The organism is Rhodococcus sp. KRD162, assembly GCF_017168335.1.
Classification (GTDB): Bacteria; Actinomycetota; Actinomycetes; order Mycobacteriales; family Mycobacteriaceae; genus Rhodococcoides.
Genome location: NZ_JABFAU010000050.1, coordinates 24,233 through 41,324, shown reverse-complemented (window position 1 = coordinate 41,324; position 17,092 = coordinate 24,233). Strand labels below are relative to the sequence as shown.

General features: G+C 63.5%; 18 protein-coding genes and 1 pseudogene. 14 read left to right on the top strand and 5 right to left on the bottom strand.

The window, feature by feature from the left end:
• The 4 genes and pseudogenes from J1M87_RS25685 to J1M87_RS25670 all read right to left on the bottom strand — a co-directional run.
• Positions 1 to 868, bottom strand: a pseudogene (locus J1M87_RS25685) (hypothetical protein); the annotation flags it as partial.
• Positions 865 to 1,380, bottom strand: coding sequence for a hypothetical protein (locus J1M87_RS25680; protein WP_157920674.1), 516 nt, complete (start codon positions 1,378 to 1,380; stop codon positions 865 to 867). The gene J1M87_RS25680 and the pseudogene J1M87_RS25685, both read right to left, overlap by 4 nt.
• Positions 1,377 to 1,967 carry a hypothetical protein gene (locus J1M87_RS25675; RefSeq protein ID WP_206492543.1) on the bottom strand — a complete coding sequence of 197 codons (591 nt, stop codon included), beginning with the start codon at positions 1,965 to 1,967 and terminating at the stop codon, positions 1,377 to 1,379. Before J1M87_RS25675 ends, J1M87_RS25680 begins: the two co-directional genes overlap by 4 nt.
• 132 nt (positions 1,968 to 2,099) lie before the next feature.
• Positions 2,100 to 2,999, bottom strand: coding sequence for a hypothetical protein (locus tag J1M87_RS25670; RefSeq protein ID WP_097388435.1), 900 nt, complete (start codon positions 2,997 to 2,999; stop codon positions 2,100 to 2,102).
• A gap of 150 nt (positions 3,000 to 3,149) precedes the next feature.
• Between J1M87_RS25670 and J1M87_RS25665 the strand changes: the two genes are divergently transcribed.
• The 9 genes from J1M87_RS25665 to J1M87_RS25625 all read left to right on the top strand — a co-directional run bounded on the left by J1M87_RS25665 (position 3,150) and on the right by J1M87_RS25625 (position 13,230).
• Positions 3,150 to 3,467 carry a hypothetical protein gene (locus tag J1M87_RS25665; RefSeq protein WP_206492542.1) on the top strand — a complete coding sequence of 106 codons (318 nt, stop codon included), beginning with the start codon at positions 3,150 to 3,152 and terminating at the stop codon, positions 3,465 to 3,467.
• The gene (locus J1M87_RS25660) at positions 3,464 to 3,817 is read left to right on the top strand and encodes a hypothetical protein (RefSeq protein WP_097388437.1); all 354 of its coding nucleotides are present in this window, start codon (positions 3,464 to 3,466) and stop codon (positions 3,815 to 3,817) included. Before J1M87_RS25665 ends, J1M87_RS25660 begins: the two co-directional genes overlap by 4 nt.
• On the top strand, positions 3,814 to 4,851 hold the full coding sequence (locus J1M87_RS29345) for a C40 family peptidase (protein ID WP_307830925.1): 1,038 nt from the start codon (positions 3,814 to 3,816) through the stop codon (positions 4,849 to 4,851). The genes J1M87_RS25660 and J1M87_RS29345 overlap by 4 nt, the downstream gene beginning before the upstream one ends.
• 26 nt (positions 4,852 to 4,877) lie before the next feature.
• Positions 4,878 to 5,174, top strand: a complete 297-nt coding sequence (locus J1M87_RS25650; protein WP_206492541.1) for a hypothetical protein — start codon at positions 4,878 to 4,880, stop codon at positions 5,172 to 5,174.
• Positions 5,171 to 6,463: a hypothetical protein gene (locus J1M87_RS25645; protein WP_206492540.1), complete on the top strand. Its 1,293-nt coding sequence runs from the start codon at positions 5,171 to 5,173 to the stop codon at positions 6,461 to 6,463. The genes J1M87_RS25650 and J1M87_RS25645 overlap by 4 nt, the downstream gene beginning before the upstream one ends.
• Positions 6,460 to 9,084 (top strand): hypothetical protein, encoded by a 2,625-nt coding sequence (locus tag J1M87_RS25640; protein WP_206492539.1) that lies wholly within the window; start codon positions 6,460 to 6,462, stop codon positions 9,082 to 9,084. Before J1M87_RS25645 ends, J1M87_RS25640 begins: the two co-directional genes overlap by 4 nt.
• 15 nt (positions 9,085 to 9,099) lie before the next feature.
• Entirely contained in the window at positions 9,100 to 10,203 is a 1,104-nt protein-coding gene (locus tag J1M87_RS25635; protein ID WP_206492538.1) for a transglycosylase SLT domain-containing protein, read from the top strand.
• A gap of 26 nt (positions 10,204 to 10,229) precedes the next feature.
• The gene (locus tag J1M87_RS25630) at positions 10,230 to 10,493 is read left to right on the top strand and encodes a hypothetical protein (RefSeq protein ID WP_206492537.1); all 264 of its coding nucleotides are present in this window, start codon (positions 10,230 to 10,232) and stop codon (positions 10,491 to 10,493) included.
• A gap of 61 nt (positions 10,494 to 10,554) precedes the next feature.
• A complete protein-coding gene (locus tag J1M87_RS25625; protein WP_206492536.1) occupies positions 10,555 to 13,230 on the top strand; it encodes a hypothetical protein in 2,676 nt (891 codons plus the stop codon).
• 550 nt (positions 13,231 to 13,780) lie between these two features.
• Here J1M87_RS25625 and J1M87_RS25620 read toward each other — a convergent pair.
• A complete protein-coding gene (locus J1M87_RS25620) occupies positions 13,781 to 14,086 on the bottom strand; it encodes an Lsr2 family protein (RefSeq protein WP_157920678.1) in 306 nt (101 codons plus the stop codon).
• A gap of 264 nt (positions 14,087 to 14,350) precedes the next feature.
• Between J1M87_RS25620 and J1M87_RS25615 the strand changes: the two genes are divergently transcribed.
• The 5 genes from J1M87_RS25615 (at position 14,351) to J1M87_RS25595 (ending at position 17,009) form a co-directional block, all read left to right on the top strand.
• Positions 14,351 to 14,857: a DUF3710 domain-containing protein gene (locus J1M87_RS25615; RefSeq protein WP_206492535.1), complete on the top strand. Its 507-nt coding sequence runs from the start codon at positions 14,351 to 14,353 to the stop codon at positions 14,855 to 14,857.
• 352 nt (positions 14,858 to 15,209) lie between these two features.
• Entirely contained in the window at positions 15,210 to 15,548 is a 339-nt protein-coding gene (locus tag J1M87_RS25610) for a hypothetical protein (RefSeq protein WP_206492534.1), read from the top strand.
• Between the two features lie 49 nt (positions 15,549 to 15,597).
• Positions 15,598 to 15,924 carry a type II toxin-antitoxin system RelE/ParE family toxin gene (locus tag J1M87_RS25605; RefSeq protein ID WP_206492533.1) on the top strand — a complete coding sequence of 109 codons (327 nt, stop codon included), beginning with the start codon at positions 15,598 to 15,600 and terminating at the stop codon, positions 15,922 to 15,924.
• Positions 15,925 to 16,122: 198 nt separating this feature from the next.
• Complete coding sequence (locus J1M87_RS25600; RefSeq protein WP_206492532.1) at positions 16,123 to 16,482, top strand: WhiB family transcriptional regulator; 360 nt, start codon at positions 16,123 to 16,125, stop codon at positions 16,480 to 16,482.
• Positions 16,479 to 17,009 (top strand): hypothetical protein, encoded by a 531-nt coding sequence (locus J1M87_RS25595; RefSeq protein WP_206492531.1) that lies wholly within the window; start codon positions 16,479 to 16,481, stop codon positions 17,007 to 17,009. Before J1M87_RS25600 ends, J1M87_RS25595 begins: the two co-directional genes overlap by 4 nt.
• Positions 17,010 to 17,092 lie beyond the last annotated feature (83 nt).

Below are 17,092 nucleotides of genomic sequence, written 5' to 3'. Positions count from 1 at the left end.
GGGTGGGGGTGGCGGTATTTTCCGGTTCGACCCATACCGGCGCCTGAGCGGGTACTGCAGGTTCGGGTACTGCTTCAGTGGCAGGTGCGGGGTTCGTCTGGGCTGCGGGCAGTGGTGCCGCGGCCTGAACGGTGGCGTGGTCTTCGGCGGGCGAGCCGCCCTTCTGATATCCGAGGGTGGGGGTGTCAGACACCTTCAGCTCTGTCTTCGACGGATTGTTCAGAGGTTCTTGGGTGATGCTCGCCTTTTCGGAGATGATGATGAACTGACTTTTGGTCGATTCTTCGACGTGTGCGATTGCGGAGCCGCCGAGCCACAGGGCGGGGGTGCCGTGAACTCCGACGGCGGACCGGCCTCGTGCTCGGAGGCTGGCGTGGTCCCCGTAGATCTCGACGATCGTCGCGTCGTACGCGTTCGCTCGGGCGGAGTCGAAAATGGTTCCCTGGCTGAAGTTGTGGAACGAGCCGACGGAGATGTCGCGAAGCTCGCCGAAGGATCTGTCGTTCAGGGTGAGGTGGCTGCGTTCGAAGCCGACCGCTGAGGACTTGTTGTTGCAGATGACGGAGGCTTGTTGGTATGCGCGAACTTCTGCGTCGTCGAATGCGAGCACTCGGACTTCGTCGTGGGCGTAGACCTTCGCGGTGCCACTGGCATAGACGGTGCCTTTGCCGTAGGCGTGGAGTATTCCGCCGTCGATGGTGATGGTCCCGAAGTCGTACACAGTGATGAGGTCGTCGTTGGTGACTGACAGCTGCGGGATGTATCCGCGGATCTGTGAGACTCGACCGCCGTGGACTTTGCGGTAGTTCACGAGTGTCGGCGATTCGTCGAACTCGCGCTGAAAGCCAATTCCGTCAACGATATTCACTGTGTGTCTCCTTCGGTGCTTCGCGAGAATGGGGGTGATTGCAGGAAAGATGAGGACCAGTCGAAGCCGGTCAGTGCCGTCTCGAAGAGGTGGAGTTGGCTGTGAACCGTGGCGAGGTCTTCGAGCGCGCGGTCCTCGTCGACAACCGCTCGACTCTTCCTCAACAGTTCGTCGTCCGCGGTCGTGGGGGCCGGTTTTCGGTGTTTCCAGTCAAGCTCGTGCACAGCCAAACCCATCTCGTCGACGACGGCACGAGCGACACGCAGTGCACTGTCATGGGTGAGGGACGTCGGGTCGATCGTTGTCACCGTCGCGAAGGCGAGGGGATACAAGGATTCCAGATCGTCCAGGGCACTGAGTGTTCGAGCGTGCTCGATCAGTGCGATCACCCGCGAGAAATGCCCGATGTGGATTTCACACAGGGCAGTCCGTGCCATCGCAGCCTTGTACTCGGCACCGGCAGCAGTGTCGGTGTCGTTGATCTGGCTGGCAGTGCGGTGGTTCGCGCTCACTGGGCCTGAACTGCCGTGATCTTCCACTGCCCCTCAGGCGTTTTCGGAACGGTCATGGTTTGGCTCCACGTGGTGACGGTCGCACCGTCGGCTTCGACGAAGCGGACGGCGACTGCGAACTTGTCGGCTTCACCTGTGGGGGTGATGTTTACGCACCACGGGGTGTCCACCGGCATCGACAGGATGCTGTTGGCGAGCTGCTCCTCGGTGGCCACTGACGGGGAGGGGACAGACAACTCGGCCATCTGGCGGGCGTCACGGGCATTGAAAAAGGCGTGCTCGTAAGCGAATATCGCACCTTCGGCGGATTCTGTGTCCCCCTTGCCGGAGCTTTCGCTCTGTTCGGCCGATCGAATCTCTTTGCACCCGAGAATCGAACTGCTGCTCGAGGTGTCGATCGTGCCTGGCGTTTGGGGACTGAGTGCGCCTGCGGGGCTACCACCATCGGCGCCCGGCTTGTCGGAATCGCCGCTGAAGATCGACACGACACCGAAGGCCAGGCCCACCACTAACGCCGCCGCGGCTATACCCGCTCCGCCGATCCGCAGTTTCTTCTGCACCTCAGGGTCGGACCACCTCGATGGCATTGCGACAGAATCGTTTTCGTCGAGCCATGTGTTGACCGGTTGCTTCACCGATTTCCTCCATAAAAAGGGGTGCGGGCACCCGCCGTGAGAACGGGTCTCTGGCGGATGCCCGCACCTAGTTGATCAGTGTCGTCAGGCGGGAAGAACCGGCAGATCGATCACGATCACATTAGGGATCGTGGGCAGTGGAACGACCGGCAGATCGATCTGCGGGAGTTCGATCCGCGGAAGCTCGATCTGCGGCAGCGGGATCACCGGCAGGACAGGCGGAGCGGGCGGGTAGACGGGAACCACCACGGTGTCCTGAGGGGCAGTCCACTCCACATGCGGAGGCGTCCAGGGTGCGTCGGCTGCGACGACGACGGGCACCGACGGCACGTTGTTGACCACGATGGTCGTGATGGGTGCCGGTCCGGTCGGAGCTGCGGGCTCGGTGGTGCCGCCGCCAGCGTTGCCGCCGGTGTTGGCGCCAGCGTTACCACCCGTGGTGCCGCCGCCGTTGCCACCGGTGTTGCCGCCGCCTGCATTACCGCCGGTGCCGCCACCCGTATTACCGCTGGTGTTGCCACCGGTGTTTCCACCTGTATTACCGCCGGTGTTCCCTCCCGTGTTGCCGCCCTCTCCGGACGGGTTCGTCGGAACGGTTTCCCCGCCGGGGACCTGCGGATTGGTGGTCTCGCCGCCGTTGCCGGGGACCTGCGGGTTCGTGGTCTCTCCACCATTGCCGGGGACCTGCGGGTTCGTGGTCTCGCCGGGCGCCTGCGGGTTCGTCGTCCCGGGCGCCTGCGGATTGGCGGTCTCCCCGCCCTCACCGGACGGGTTCGTCGGAACGGATTCCCCGCCGGGTGCCTGCGGGTTCGTCGTGCCAGGTGCCTGCGGGCTTGTGGTCTCCCCGCCCCCCGGTGTCTGTGGATTGGTGGTCCCAGGCGCCTGCGGATTCTCCGGCGAAGCGAAGGCCGGAGACGCGCCAGCTCCGATGATCGCGACAGCAGCCGCTGCGGCGACGATCGTGCGCGAATAGTTGGTTCTCATGAATCGTTTCCCCTCAGGTTCCCAAACAAGCGTGTATCAGTTCGCAGTGAGTATATGCAGAAATGGTCACATAAATTCCACCCCAATCGAAGCCCTCGCGGTGCCAAATATGGGTGAGAAACTTCCGAACAGAATCGATAGAATGCGCAGTTGATAAATAACGCCGACAAGAGGGAGGTAACTGTGGCGGTAAAGCGAATCTTTTACACATGTCTTGGCGCATTGGTGGTCGGACTGATTTTGTCGGTCACCTCGCTGACCTTTGTAAACAACGCGGTAGAGCTGGGTTTTCTCACCGGGGTCGGCGGACGAAAACTGTTCGAAATCCCGTTCTCCGGAGGGGTAGGGATTGGAACCGTGAACCTCCTCCCCGTGGGCGGTTTGCTCGTCACAATTGGGTCAGCGGTGAACCTCCTCGCTGGGATACCCTGGGCCAACGGTACTGACGAAACGGAGTTGAAGTTATGAGCAGTCCTGAGCAATCTATCCAGCTCGATGATGACGTTGCAGGCGCGGCAGCAGGCGAACTATTGGGGGTCGCCACTCGCGTCGTAGAGATGAAGAAAAGATTCGTCGAAGCCGCAGAAGCCTTCGAGGCAGATGCGCGCCTTGACGGAGACGTCATGCCCGCCAGTAAGGCGACCGTGGATTTCTTCAAGAAAGCGGCCACTGAGGCAGGCAGCAATCTTGTAGACAGTTCGGACAAGCTCGAACAGATCGGCAACGCAATCAACGGTCGAATTGCCGAAGGCCAGTTCGAACAAGCGCAGACGGTCTCCGAGGTCGGTGCAGTCGATAGCGGAGGTACGCCTCGGTGACGGAAATCAGCTTCGACGCCGGTGCAGTGGGCGACACAGTCGCACACGCGAAAACGGCGTTGAATGACGCGCTCGGCGGCGAACGCGGTGACGTCAATGCCGATGATCCCCGGGTCGCTGAAGCTCTCGACAAGCTGAGCGGCGCGACACAGGAAGAGAAAGACAAAGCAGAGGGAACACTCGACAAAGGTGCCGGTGCCGCTCGAACGATGGAAGTGAGCGACGCCGAAGGTTCCGGTGCGGCCGGTGCCGTCCCCGTCGGCGGTGCTGCTGGAACGTCCGGCGCTGGCGTTGCTGGCGGTGCAGGTGCCAGGGTCCAGCCGAGTGTCCAGGTCACCCCGGCTGCGCTCGCGCAGATGTCGGGGTTGCAGCCGATGAGTCAGCCGATGCCGAGTCAGATGATGAACCCGGTGTCGAGTCCCGTCTCGAACCTGATGAACGCCGCGAACATGGTGGCGCCGTTGGCGCAGGCGGCAACTCAGGCCAAGGCTCCTACCTCGATGGCAGGCAAGGTCGCATTGAGTCCTGAACAGCAGGTCAAGCTCGCCGAAGCGCTGGCCGACAGAGGCGGCGACGTCTCTTCGTCCGAGGAGATCTCGCTCAACGCTGGCGGTGGCAGCGTCGCAGAGATAGCGAAATCGGTGGTCGCTGCCGACCTGCCTTACGCATGGGGCGGCGGAACGCTGGAAGGCCCGAGCCAGGGCATCTCCGACGGTGGCGGTGCCGCCGACGCGAATGGCGACTACAACAAGGTCGGCTTCGACTGCTCGGGTCTCTCCCGGTACGTGCACTACCAAGACACCGGGGTGGAAGTCCCTCGCACATCGCAGGCCCAGTACGCGGCAGGTACGGAAGTCTCCCTCGCCGAGGCGAAACCCGGCGACTTCGTGTTCCCCAATTCCAGCTTCAGCGGCGGCGGTGGTCCCGGCCACGTTCAGGTGTACCTCGGCGACGGAAAAGTCCTCGAAGCACCTCAGTCCGGCGACAAGGTGAAGATCTCAGAAATGACGCCTTCCGTCATCAAAAGGATGTGAGAGAAATGCACGAGTCTCTACAAACGATGGTCGACACTGCCGCCAGCGTGAGAAGGTCCGAAACGCGGATCCACGAGGCCTATCTAGAAGCAATGGGCGTAGCCGGAGACAACCCGGAGCATCCATCTGTTCTGGCTGTCGTTCAGCAAAACCGATTGACGAAGTTCGAGATCCACGAATCTGTGCTCGATTACTACCGCAATATGCCGCGGACGGCAGAGCGCGACCCGAACGTCGAACTCGCGATCTACATCAACGTCATCATCCGCGGCGCGTTCGAAGACTGGCATCAAGACCTCCAACAGCGGCTGCGGCAGTCATGAGCGGGCCTTTCGGCCAGTTCGCCGAAGAGATCGACAACGAAGCATCCGTCGTTGCAGCCGTGAACACCGAAGGCGTCACCGGCGCGTTCGGTGAAGCGTTGAACGAACAGAAGCAAGCGCTGAGCAGCAAATTGGACGAGTTCAGTGCCGTGCTCAGTCAACTCGAAGCCGTGGCGGAAGAACACAAGGCGACCGAATCGACCTTCGTCTCCACCGCCCCGACCCTCGCCGAGGTCGAGGCGGCTCTGCAAGAGCTTCAAGCCCTGCAGGCGGCGAGCCCAAGTGTGTCCAGCCCGGTCACGATGCTGCCCACCGTCCTCGACGTGTCGAACCTGGCGGCTGTTGAGGCCGCAAACCAGCGCTACACCGAACTCTCCCAACGTCGCCGGGACGCTGTCCGGGTTTTCCTCGAAGCGCAGGGGCGCCTTGGCGAGCAGATCAACAGCGCCATCATCCCGGGCGGACCGGACCGGCGTAGCGGCTCGGGCATTTCGACACCTGGATCCGGCTCCGGGGCATCTGTCGGTGGTTCAGGTGCCGGTGCAAGCTCAGGACGTGGTTCAGGCACGAGCAGTCCATCGTCAGCTGGTGGTGTGTCGAGCCGGGGATCGGATTCCTCATCTGAGAGTGCAGGAGGCGGCTCCGGTCGCGCGTCGGTGGAGGACGTACTGGCCTCGGGCACTCCAGTCGCGGCTGCTGGCGCTGGCGTGGCCCCGATGATGTATCCGCAGGCGGGGATGATGAACCAGCCGGGAATTACCGGCCGGTTCGGTCCGCAGGTCGTGCCGGGCTACACCCTTCCCGGGACAGTGACCAGTGCAGGTCAGGCGAGCACGATGTCCGACCGGGAGTTCAACAGCTTGCTCGACCGAATCCGGCCTGACCGGGCGGGAAGCAGTTCGAGTGCTCCGTCGTCGTCCTTGGGTTCCAGTGGTGGAGCTGGCGCATCCGGTGGTGGGTTGTCTGGCGGTTCCAGTGCTATTGCCGCGCCGCGATTGGTGCAACCGACGTCCTGGTCGAATGCATCGTCGCCGACCGGGGTGTCCGAGTCGCAGGCTGCGCGTGCTGCCGCGGCAGCGTCGCAGGCGTCTCCGTCGACTGCAGCACCGGCTGCCCGTGCGGGTGGAATGCCGATGGCTCCGATGGGGCCTATGGGCGGTAATCCCGGTGGGCCACCTAGAGATCCGAAAGATCAGCCGCAGATCAAGAATGCCGATCCTGACGTCTACGGCGACGACGTCAAAACCCTCGACCCGATCATCGACAACCAGAAAGGGAGGTTCACATGACCACGTCCATCGCTGATGCGCTCAACCCGTCTTCGACGTCGGGCAATGGAGGTCTGCTCGATGCGATCAGTCCGGATGCCGGGCTGCCGCAGTCCGCTCTTGCGAACCCTGTCAGCCAGATTCAGGCGTCACCGTCCGTCGTTCCGGAAGCGGCTCCTCCCTTTGGTGATGCGTCCGACTGGGGTCGGTGGGGTGCGGTGGCGCTCGGAACCACTGCGTTGGCGCCGAAGGTGTCCACGAATGTCACTGGGCCGCTGAAGGCCAGTGTCAAGGACAAGATCCGGCTCAACAATGCGCCGGAAGCTGTCCGCACGCGCGTTGCGGCGGTGCAGGCCGCGAACGGCACCTCGAAGGTGTCGATGCTGGGCAAGGTCAAGGACGGCACGGCCGGTGCGCGCAGTGTGTTCAGCAAGTTCGGTTCGAACGTCGCTACCAAGGCGACAACGGGTTTGGCGTCGAAACTGCCCGGTGGGCGCACGGTGGTGAACTTGGCGCAGGGGGCGCTGCGGACTGTCGGTCCTCGTGTCGGGCCGAAGGCTGCCGCGATGGCGGCGCGGATCGGACTGCGGTTCGCCGCGTTCGCGATTCCCGGCCCGGGCTGGGCTGTCGGCTTGGCGGTTTTGGCTGCGTCGTGGTTGTTCGACAGCAGTATGCGCCGGTTCGTGAACAACATGATCGGGAAGTTGTTCGGGACCAACAACTCTCCGGCGCTGGATGCGCCTCCCGAGCCTCCGCGTACCCAGTTCCTGCCGTTGACGCACGACGGTGACCGGGACTCGGTCATCGACACCAAGGACGCCGAGATGGTGGCGTTCAACGATGCGGCGTTCAAGTTCGACCCGGCGAAGGTGTGGCATCCGACCGCCCCGGCGATCGCGAACACCCCGACGTTCGAGGCGAGCACTGCGATCCTCGAGGAACTCACCGCGACCTCGACTGGGCTGCGGGAAGAGCTTGACGGCATCCTGCGTAAGTACCGCGACGAGCAGGTGGTTGCGAAGGCTTCGGTCGCGATGAAGCAGACTCTCGATTCGCTCGAGGAATTCGGGTCGGTCATTTTGCCGATGATGTCGAATCTCGTTGCCACGACCGCGAACGACACCAACAAGCTCTACATGGATTTGCGTGATGCGAACAGCTCTGCCCGTGAGGAGATTTCGAACTCCGGTGCCGGTTTGTTCCCGTGGACTGCGGATGTGGAAGCGAGCAACATGGGGCAGCTCGCGGGCAAGGTCGAGGCATTCGCGACGCAGCAGGACTCGTATCTGCAGGAAGCGGGGAAGACGTTCGCCGGGTGGACTCCGCCGGTCAGTGCATCAACGACACCCCTGGTGCCCAGCCTGCCAGGAACGAATGCCGATAGGAAGTCTGGGGCCGGGGTTCTCCCGCAGGCTGGCGCGGGTGGACAGTCGTCGTCCCCCAGCAAGATCAGCCCCTCGACCTCGAGCACCCCGATCACGCCGTCCGAATCCAAGTCCGGCGCGGACAGTGGAAAGTCGAAGCAGGACGTCCTGGACGCGCTGAAGGGTCTTGGTGTTCAGCCCGGCGCTGCGGCAAATCCGACGACGCCGACGAACCCGTTGAGTCAGTTGGGGAACTCGAACCCTTTGGGTCAGATGGGGAATTCGAACCCGTTCGCTCAGTTGGGGAATTCGAACCCGTTTGCTTCGCAGATGCAGAATCCGCTCGCGAATGCGGCGAATGGGTTGGGGTCGGCGTTGCAGCAGCCCGCAGAGTCGAAGCTCGACAAGTCGAAGCTGGAATCGAAGCTGCGTGATCTGATGGGCGGCGCCAAGGAAGCGAAGGCGGACAGCACTGTCGCTGACAAGTTGGCGAATGCCGAGAAGGACAAGAAGGGCAAGGACGGTGCAGCCGAGGCGGAGAAGAAGGACGGTGAAGTCGCCGAACCGGTAGCTCCCGCAACGAATGACGCGCCCCCGGCGGCACCGGCTGCGGCAGGCGGCGCGGCGACTCCGGCGGAGGAAGCGTTGCATTCGATGGATCCCGCCGCGGACGACACGAAGAGTGACGTTCCGGAGAAGAAGACCGCCGAAATCGGTGGGAAGATCGTGGAATTCGAGGATTCGCGTAGCGCGAAGATGGCGGAGATCTTGAACCCGAGTGACGGGACGTCGGCGCCGACGATCCAGGAAGCTGCGACGCAGGCGGGTTACACGTTGCCTCCGGTGGGGGATCCGATCGGCAGTATCGTTCCGACCGCGGATCTGCGTCCTGGTGACTTGATCATGGGTGAGGGCAACCACAATGGGCTGTATCTCGGTGACGAGAGGGTTCTCAGTGGCGGTGAGGTGCGCCCGATCGGCGACATCGCGCATTTCAGTGACGACGGTCAGGGCATTTTCCGTCTCGAGGATGCGGCAGCTCCGGCTCCGAATGCTCAGGCGGTAGATGGTCCGGCTCCGGCGCCGGGTGCTCCGGCTCCCGCGGTTGACGCTGCGGCTCCTGCTCCGGCCCCTGCTGACGCTCCAGCGCCCGCTGGTGCTCCGGCTGCGGAACCGCAGCCGAGCGAGAGCATGCCGTTGCCGCATGCGTCGATCCAGACCTCCGACACCACCCAAGGATCCACGCCAGCCGAGCCGTCCGTTCCGGTCGGCGACTAACGGAAGTAGTGACCCATGGCTGAAATTGTCGTCGACGAAGCTGAAGCGACCGCGGCGCTGGACCGCGGTCGCGGGCAGGTCGAGGAAGTCGCGAATGACGCGAAGTCGGACGAACCGCAGAGCGATGACCCGAAAGTCGCCGATCTGCTGCGGGCGTTGTCTGATCGGACGGCGGAAGACAGTGACCGCGCTGCTGACACTGCTACCGACGGTGCTTCTGCTGCACAGGGTTTGACGAATGCGGACGAGGAGTCCGGTGCTGCGGTCGGTGCTGCGCCGACCGGGGCGTCTCCGGCGTCGTCGCGGTCGTCGACGGCGACACTCTCACCTACGCAGATGAGTGCGCAGCCCTCGCAGCAGTCGCAGTTGATGGCTGCCCAGCAGCAACAGCAGGCGGTGGCAGCTCAGCAGCAGCAGATGATGGCCGCGGCGGCGCAGCAACAGCAGCAGCAGTCGATGAAGGCGCAGCAGTCGATGATGCAGCAGGCGATCATGCAGCAGACGATGAATGCGGCGTCGGCGGGTGTGACGGCTGGGCTTCCTGCGGGAACGATTCTGGTCGATCCGAATGATCTCGCAGCGTTGATCGATTCCGGTGACAGTGGCGCGTCAGGTGGTGCGGAAGTGGGCGCCGAGGCGGGTAAGAAATGGAACGGTTCGACCAGTCCTGAACCGATCGATGTGGGTCAAGTTGAGTACAACAAAACTCACGGTGTCCAGACGACTGAAGAGATGTCGAAGTATGTCGATTCGGCGCTCGACAAAACGGGCGTCGAAGATCCGGCGGCGCGTGCGAAATGGAAGGACATTCTGCTGTACATGGCGGAATCGGAGTCCAGTAACGATGCAGACGCGGTCAACAACTGGGATTCGAATGCTGTTGGTGCGACGCAGGTAGACGGCTCGCCAGCACAGTCGTCGCGTGGTCCATGGCAGACGATTCCGACGACGTTCGCCGCGCATCACGCGGCGGGGACGAGTAACAACATTTACGACCCTGAAGCGTCCGCTGGCGCAGCGATCAATTACATGATGGATCGATATAGCATCAGTCCAGACGGCACCGGATTGGACGAGTTTTATGCAGCGAGAAGGCACGGAAGTTATGTCGGATACTGATACGGCGAAATGGGGAGGAAAGCGCGATGAGTGACAGCAGCGGTGGAATACGAGGAATGTGGTTCGGTAGCGGACCGATGCTGGTGATCTCGCAGCTTGGAGATGTCACGAGCGAGCAGTTCGAGACGTCCGTGATGGAGACGGTGAACAACCTCATGGACGAAGCCGACGGGGTCGGTGTCGATGATCCGAATCGGCTCGACTTCGGGCCTGCGTCCTCCGCTGCGCCGCCGGTCGCTCCACCTGTCGCGCCGCAGGTCGCCCCGGCCTCGCCGATGAACTGGCGCTAAAGACGATGAACAGCAATGCACGACGCCGCGGCGATGCGGCACCGACCGAGAGGGTCTGACCGTGGCCATCCAACCCAATGCGAATCCGGAATCCGCTCTGATCCTCGGTAGTGCGTGGATCAGCAAGGATGAGGACAAGTTCCGTGCCGACGCCGAAAATCAGCGCAAGCTGGCAGAGTCCGCAGCGTCGGGCGCTGATGCCGTGTCCACTGCTGGTGCAGGTACTGCGGATTCTCTGCGCGGCAATGCCGGTAATGCCTTGCAGGACAAGCTCGGTGAAGAATCGAATGCTCTGAACACCTCTGGTGATCGTCATGCCGAGGCTGCGTCGCACCTCGACGCCGCGGCGATCAACATCGAAGAAGCGAAGGCCGCGATGAACGCGACCGACGACCAGTTCCACACCCAGCTCGCGGCGACGACGGCGCAGGCCGCTGTCGAGGGGTGGACGCCGTTGGAGTTGGAGGCGGCGAAGTCGAGTTTGGTGGCGCAGGCGCAGAGCGCGATCGCGAACATCCAGGCGGGGTTCAGCGGCGCCTACGAAGGTGTGGTGACAGCGTTGGGCGCCACCAGTGGCGCTGGTGGTGGTCCGGCGATCGCTGAAGGGACCGTTGAGGTTCCGGGTGCTGACACGACGAACGCGCAAGCGATGGGTCAGGCCGCGGGTACCGCTGCAGTGGACTTCACGTCAGGGGTGCTGTCCGGCATCACTGGCCAGGGCGCCGGTGCCGGGGCCGGGGCCGGTGGAATGGCGGGAACACCCCAGCAGCAGGCGATGGCGCAGCAGCAGGCGATGGCGATGCAGCAGGCGATGGCCGCGCAGCAAGCGATGGCAGCCGGTCTCGGGGGATACGGCATGACCGGGATGGGCGGCATGGCCGGGATGGGCGGTTTCGGGATGAACGGCATGCCCGGCATGGTGGGTGCTCAGCCATCCCCGCTCAATCAGATCGGTCAGATGGTCGGCAGCGCGGCAGCAGGGTTCCTGAACCCGCAGGGTCAGGCTGGTGCTGCTGCTGGTGGACAGAGCGCGCTCGGCAACATCGCCGGGCAAGGCGGTCTGGCGAATCAGGTCGGTGCGGCCGGACAGTCGGCGGTCAACGGTCTTCTGCAGCAGAGCGGCCTCGCTGGTGCTGCCGACGCTGCGGACGGATTGAAGACAGAACTCAGTAGCGCGAATTCGCAGGAGGACGTGGAGGCGGCTCTCACCGAAGCAGTGGAAGCGGTCCTCGCCGATCCTGAAGGAACCGGCGCCGATGCCGACGCGGACGCGGATGCCGGTGGCGAGTCCGGCGACGCGGCTGCCGACGCCCCCGCGGACGGAGACGCCAAAGCCGACGGCGAGGACGCTCCAGCCGACGGCGACAAGGGTGCAGAGGACGCTGCTGCCGAACCGGCACCGGAAGCTCCGGAAGACGGCTCGATCCCCGCTCACCCGACCTCCGAAGCAGCTACTCCGGTGGACCCGATCACCCGTCTGCAGACCGATGTGAACTCTGCGATCTCCGGCGCAGCCGACGCAGCTCAGAATGGCGTCAACGGTGTCACCGACGCAGCACGGGGTGCGATGAACACCTCGGTCGGCTTCGTCTCGACCGGCCCGGACGGCGCTGTCAGCGCCGACACGTTGGGCTTGCAGGGGCCGCAGCACATCGACGCGATCCGCACGGAAACATCCGCAGCGGAGGTCGGCACTCGTGAGTCCGCAGCTCCGGCCGCGTCAGCCCCCACCGGCGGTGCCCCCGCTACCGCTGCGGCTGCCGCTCCGGCTGCTGCCGCGCCAATGGCGCCGTACGGTTCGGGTGGTCCCGTCATGGCCGCACCGCCCGCAGCTGGCGCCGCCAACGCACCGGCAACGAACGCTCCCGGTGGCGGTTCCGGTTCCGCTCCGGCCGCGCAGCGTCAGCCGCTCGGCGAAGGCCGTCACCGCCTCGACGACGCTGTGCCGTCGAGCAGCGGGCACACCCCGCCTGCGCCGACCGGCGCCGAGCAGATCGCCGCTGCCGCATCAGGTGTGGCGTTCCTGACGTTGCTGCGCAAGCAGATCGCCGGGGCTCACACTCGGTTGGCGTTGCTGCGCCTGCAGCAGCTGTCGAGCAACTCGGTGACCGCGTCCGCGATGGGTGTGTTCGAGTCCGAGACGGCAACCACCTACGTGCTGGCGACAGCGCACGGTGTGTCGTACCTGGCTCGGGAAAGTGCGTTGCCCACCGACACCGTGCTGTTGTCGGAGGTCGTCGACGACACCTTCTACCGGCAGTGGTGCGGATACGTGAACCCGGCAGCGAAGCTGGCCGCGTTCGATGCGACCGCCCACGATCTCGGCAAGCTCGCCTACGTGCTGACCACAGACAAGGGTGTCGCGTTGCCGGGTATCGAGGTGGTGACCCAGCCGCCGTCGGAGATCGAGAGCATCGCAGAGTCGAAGCTGCTGGCGCCGACCGCCCGTAGTCGCCGTGACGTCGTCCGGATCGAGGACATCGACCTCGCGAGCGAGATCCGGCAGATGGCGATGCGGACGATGGTGATGAGCGGCGATCAGTACCTGTCCGCGTTGGGGCGCGCGTCAGGTGCGTTGTGGAACAACGACTCCGACCGTGCCGGGTACCTCGAGCAGTGGCTCGGTGTACTCACCGCTGACGCGTTGCGCGCCGTCGAGGACGACAGCAGTGAGCATGCGTGGTTCGCGGTGGCGGAGTTCCGCCGGGCAACGCAGATGTCGGCGCCTCGGCGCTGATCGAGCGAACACTTTCGCTGCCGAAACGCGGCCTCACCTGATTGTCGGTGGGGCCGCGTTCGTGTGCGCGGAGACATGCGACGGCATGTGACCACGGCGCCGGAAAATCGGCTACGGTAGTGAAAGTTTCGGCGAGTGAAGTTGCCCGCCAACTACATTCGAACTCACTGAGGGGTAGAGACATGAGTGGAGCAGGCGCGATCAGTGTCGCGGATCCGGCCGCAACGAACTTCGTCGGGCTCGAAGGTCCGACGCCTTCGGCGGCGAAGCGCACTCCGAAGGAGACGCTCCTGTTCGTGCGAGCAGAAGCCGCGCGGTGGCGTGAACGGAACACTCGCCGCCCCGTCCCGTGCGTCAGCACTCTGCCGGGCCATACCTACCTCGTGAATATGCCCGACGGCAGCGAAGAGGCGGTCGAGCGTGTCCTGGGCCGGTTCGCTGGCCGTCCCCACCAGCGGCCAGACAGGCCCTAAACGTCCCCTTCGGGGGTACGAAAAAGCGGATGCGAGCCACTTCGACTGGCTCGCATCCGCTCTTTTTTCCGAGAAGGTCAGGAATGTGCTGCGTGGTACTGCTGGATCAGTTCCGCGGACAACCGGCCCCGGTCACTGACTTCGAGCCCTTCCTTCTTCGCCCAGTCACGGATCTTGTTGTGCTCGGTCCGTTTGTCGGCTTTCGGCGCTTTCATCCTGCGAGCCTTGTTGATGTACGGCCGCAATGCTTCGTAAAGCTCGTCGGTGTGTTCCGCGTTCAAATCTATCTCGTAGAACGACTTTCCGACCGAAAACTGGATGGTTGTCGCATTTGGTGAACGATCGAAATCGTCGACGACAGCCGTGGTGGTGACAGTAGCCACGATGCTCCTCTCTAGGGGTGGACCTCCCGCAGTTTATGCAGGAAAAGGTTCAGGGAAGAAAAAGAAATCAACCCATTCCTCTAGACGCGAAACTATACACGACCACCTGGGAAAAACCGGTGATAACGTGGGTAGATTCGCCGCAGACGGGGCCTGATAAGGGGAGAGAATGCGCAACAAATTACCTCCATGGATCGGCCGTTCAAGCATCCGAATAGCAACCAAACCGACCTCTCGTTACGCGTTTCCTGAATGACAAAGGCAATGATCACCATCGACCAAGAAACACTCCGCAGACCGGTGCAGCTGGTGAGCTTCGGAGCGCTGACAATTCCATACCCGGCAGGGTCCGCACTGTCGGTGGTGGTGCACGACGGCCACGCGGACACCATCGCCATCCGCACCTCCACCGGACAGATCGCACTCAACCTGTACGCCGCCACATCCAGCGGCCATGTCCCCGGCTACCTGGGAAGCTGCCTACGGTACTTGAGCAGCGAAAACATCGACACAAGCGCTCTAGAGTCCTTTGCTGGCGACGAACTCGGCGGAACAGCGGCCGACGGCATGCACTACCGGTTCCTGAGTACCAGCGGGGAGGGCTGGCTGCTGCGAGGATCGGTGCGATCACCACGTGCCTGCGCGCCCGCCGACATCGCCCTCACGCGGTCTGTGCTGCACGGCGCTATCGTCGTCGCCCCGCGCCATCATATGGCCGGAACAACACTCGAACTCGACACCGAACCGCGGTGGATTTCCCGCTCCGAATAGCCGAATGTCAGATGGTGGAGAAAACGGTCAAACAATCAGCTACCGTCTGAGGTGCCGCGCGAGAAATTGCGCGACACGCATCTGCCGAACGCACTATCCCCCGGTAGCGCGGTAGATGAAGTGAAACTCTCCAATCCAGTACGGAGAGGGGCACAGTCCGGCCTGGCGGTCACCCATTCCAGCTATATGCATCGCCAGGCCGGGCACCGTAAAGCATCAATCAATTACGTGTGGGTGGCGAGAAACGGCACTACGGGGGGACCGACACGAAAAGTAGCGAACACCGAACGACATGACACACATGGTCGTCTCGCGACGAGGCGGCGAAATCGGACAAAAAGGGGCGGCGAACATGTCAGAGAACACGGTCATCACCAACGCGGACGGCAAACGATTCACTGTGCGCACCGTGAATCGCAACGACGGATACGGCGTCGGGGACGCCATCGTTCATGAGGGCGACGATCCGATCATCGAGTTCTACGACCTCGATCAGGATCCGTCGAAGTTCGGTGAGCGTGGACAATTCGTCTCCCGCTACTACGCGTCCACCCTCGCGCACCGCGGTGCAGGTGCGCTTCCGCTCGACGGCGGCAATCCCGCCTGGACCGTCGACGCGGCGGCAATGACCCCGGTCCTCGAGCTCGCGCACAGTGTGCACCGCTCCTGCACGGACGGCAGCTGCCTGTAGGAATGCCCGTGAGGTCAGGGGGTAGGCGGCACCAGCGGGCGGGCCGCTGATGCGGTGGGTCGTCGACACGGCGCCGATCGCCGAGTGGCTGTCCTCGTTGGGTGCGGCCGACCACGCGCTCGTCGCCGCCGCGATCGACCGCCTCGAAGAGCATGGCCCGTCGTTGGGTCGACCCACGTGCGACCACGTGAAAGGGTCCTGCATCAAGAACCTCAAAGAGCTGCGTCCGGCGTCGTCGACGATGCGAATCCTGTTCGCGTTCGCCGCTGATCGCACCGCGATCCTTCTCGTCGGCGGCGACAAACACGGTTCCTGGACGGGGTGGTACCCGCACGCCATCGTCGACGCCGAACAGATCTTCGCCACCTACTCCTGACAGTGATCCGTGCACGGGAAATACGCAGCCTGACAGAAGTATTGACCAACTACGGCCCGCCTCACCAGCGGGCCGTAGTTGTCTCCCGGCCACCGCCGGAAGGCGTGACACAAACATCCCGAAACGGCTTATAGTCGATGGGAGAGAGCAGCATTCGAGTTTCCCGGATCGAGCACGGGAAGGCAGGGGAGAACACCGATGACCGCAATGATCGAACGTGTGGACCTGATCAGCTCCATCCTCGGTCCCGTCGAACGACAATTCTTCGACCAGAGTTGGCGACACGAAAGCCTCTGCAGTCAAGCCGATTCGGAGACATTCTTCCCGGACGTTCGAGCGAAAACGCAAGCGAAGAACGCCAAGCGAATCTGCGGCCAGTGCCCCGTCGCAACCGAATGCCTCGAATTCGCGCTATCCACTCACGAACGGTTCGGTGTGTGGGGCGGTAAGACCCCGGTCGAACGCCGCGACATCGCCCGCGCACGCAACGCCGCAACCCGGCCCAATGCCGATACCAACGTGCGGCCCGCGCTGAGTATGGTCGCGCCCGTCGCATGACCGCACCCGGAAACTCGGGCAGTGAAACAGCTGCCCACCAACAGTTCTGGGGACGAGCCGGTCACCGCCTCACAGAGAACGAACAGCGTCGACGCCGACAAGCCCGCGCCTACCGTCGACGCCAAGAACACAAAAACCGTGAGAAAGCGACGGAAGTCGCCCGCCGAGGCTGGGAACTCGGACTCGTCGCACCCTGGCGGATCACCGCAGCCCTCGACTCCGGTGGGCACGAAGGTCCAGACGTCGACATCGCCTGCGGCGCCGAAGAACCCGCAGTCGACGAATGGGAAGCCGGAACCCGGTACCCGACCTTCGAGCAACTCACCCTCCTCGCCGAACTCACCGGCTACGGCATCTCCTGGTTCGTCGAGACCGATGAGCCGATCGACATCCGCAGCACCACCATGTGGGGCCACATGAACAAACGTGCCCGTGAACAGTGGAAAGACCCGATCCTCGTGTGCAGTGACGATGCGATCGGCGCATGCCCGGGAACCGCGGACTACCTCGAAACGCATCTGTTCTGACCGCTCCACAGATCGCTGCCACCTTCGGCGCACGCGGTGAATCATGTTGCGCACGAAGCTGACCGGAGGATCACGAAAACCGA

Bases quoted from the DNA above. Each gene is read 5' to 3' on its own strand.
- J1M87_RS25605 (WP_206492533.1), top strand. From the start codon at position 15,598: ATGCGGTGGGTCGTCGACACGGCGCCGATCGCCGAGTGGCTGTCCTCG.
- J1M87_RS25645 (WP_206492540.1), top strand. From the start codon at position 5,171: ATGAGCGGGCCTTTCGGCCAGTTCGCCGAAGAGATCGACAACGAAGCA.
- J1M87_RS25640 (WP_206492539.1), top strand. From the start codon at position 6,460: ATGACCACGTCCATCGCTGATGCGCTCAACCCGTCTTCGACGTCGGGC.
- J1M87_RS25630 (WP_206492537.1), top strand. From the start codon at position 10,230: ATGAGTGACAGCAGCGGTGGAATACGAGGAATGTGGTTCGGTAGCGGA.
- J1M87_RS25675 (WP_206492543.1), bottom strand. From the start codon at position 1,967: ATGCCATCGAGGTGGTCCGACCCTGAGGTGCAGAAGAAACTGCGGATC.
- J1M87_RS25670 (WP_097388435.1), bottom strand. From the start codon at position 2,999: ATGAGAACCAACTATTCGCGCACGATCGTCGCCGCAGCGGCTGCTGTC.
- J1M87_RS25635 (WP_206492538.1), top strand. From the start codon at position 9,100: ATGGCTGAAATTGTCGTCGACGAAGCTGAAGCGACCGCGGCGCTGGAC.
- J1M87_RS25610 (WP_206492534.1), top strand. From the start codon at position 15,210: ATGTCAGAGAACACGGTCATCACCAACGCGGACGGCAAACGATTCACT.
- J1M87_RS25595 (WP_206492531.1), top strand. From the start codon at position 16,479: ATGACCGCACCCGGAAACTCGGGCAGTGAAACAGCTGCCCACCAACAG.
- J1M87_RS25615 (WP_206492535.1), top strand. From the start codon at position 14,351: ATGATCACCATCGACCAAGAAACACTCCGCAGACCGGTGCAGCTGGTG.
- J1M87_RS25650 (WP_206492541.1), top strand. From the start codon at position 4,878: ATGGTCGACACTGCCGCCAGCGTGAGAAGGTCCGAAACGCGGATCCAC.
- J1M87_RS25660 (WP_097388437.1), top strand. From the start codon at position 3,464: ATGAGCAGTCCTGAGCAATCTATCCAGCTCGATGATGACGTTGCAGGC.
- J1M87_RS25600 (WP_206492532.1), top strand. From the start codon at position 16,123: ATGACCGCAATGATCGAACGTGTGGACCTGATCAGCTCCATCCTCGGT.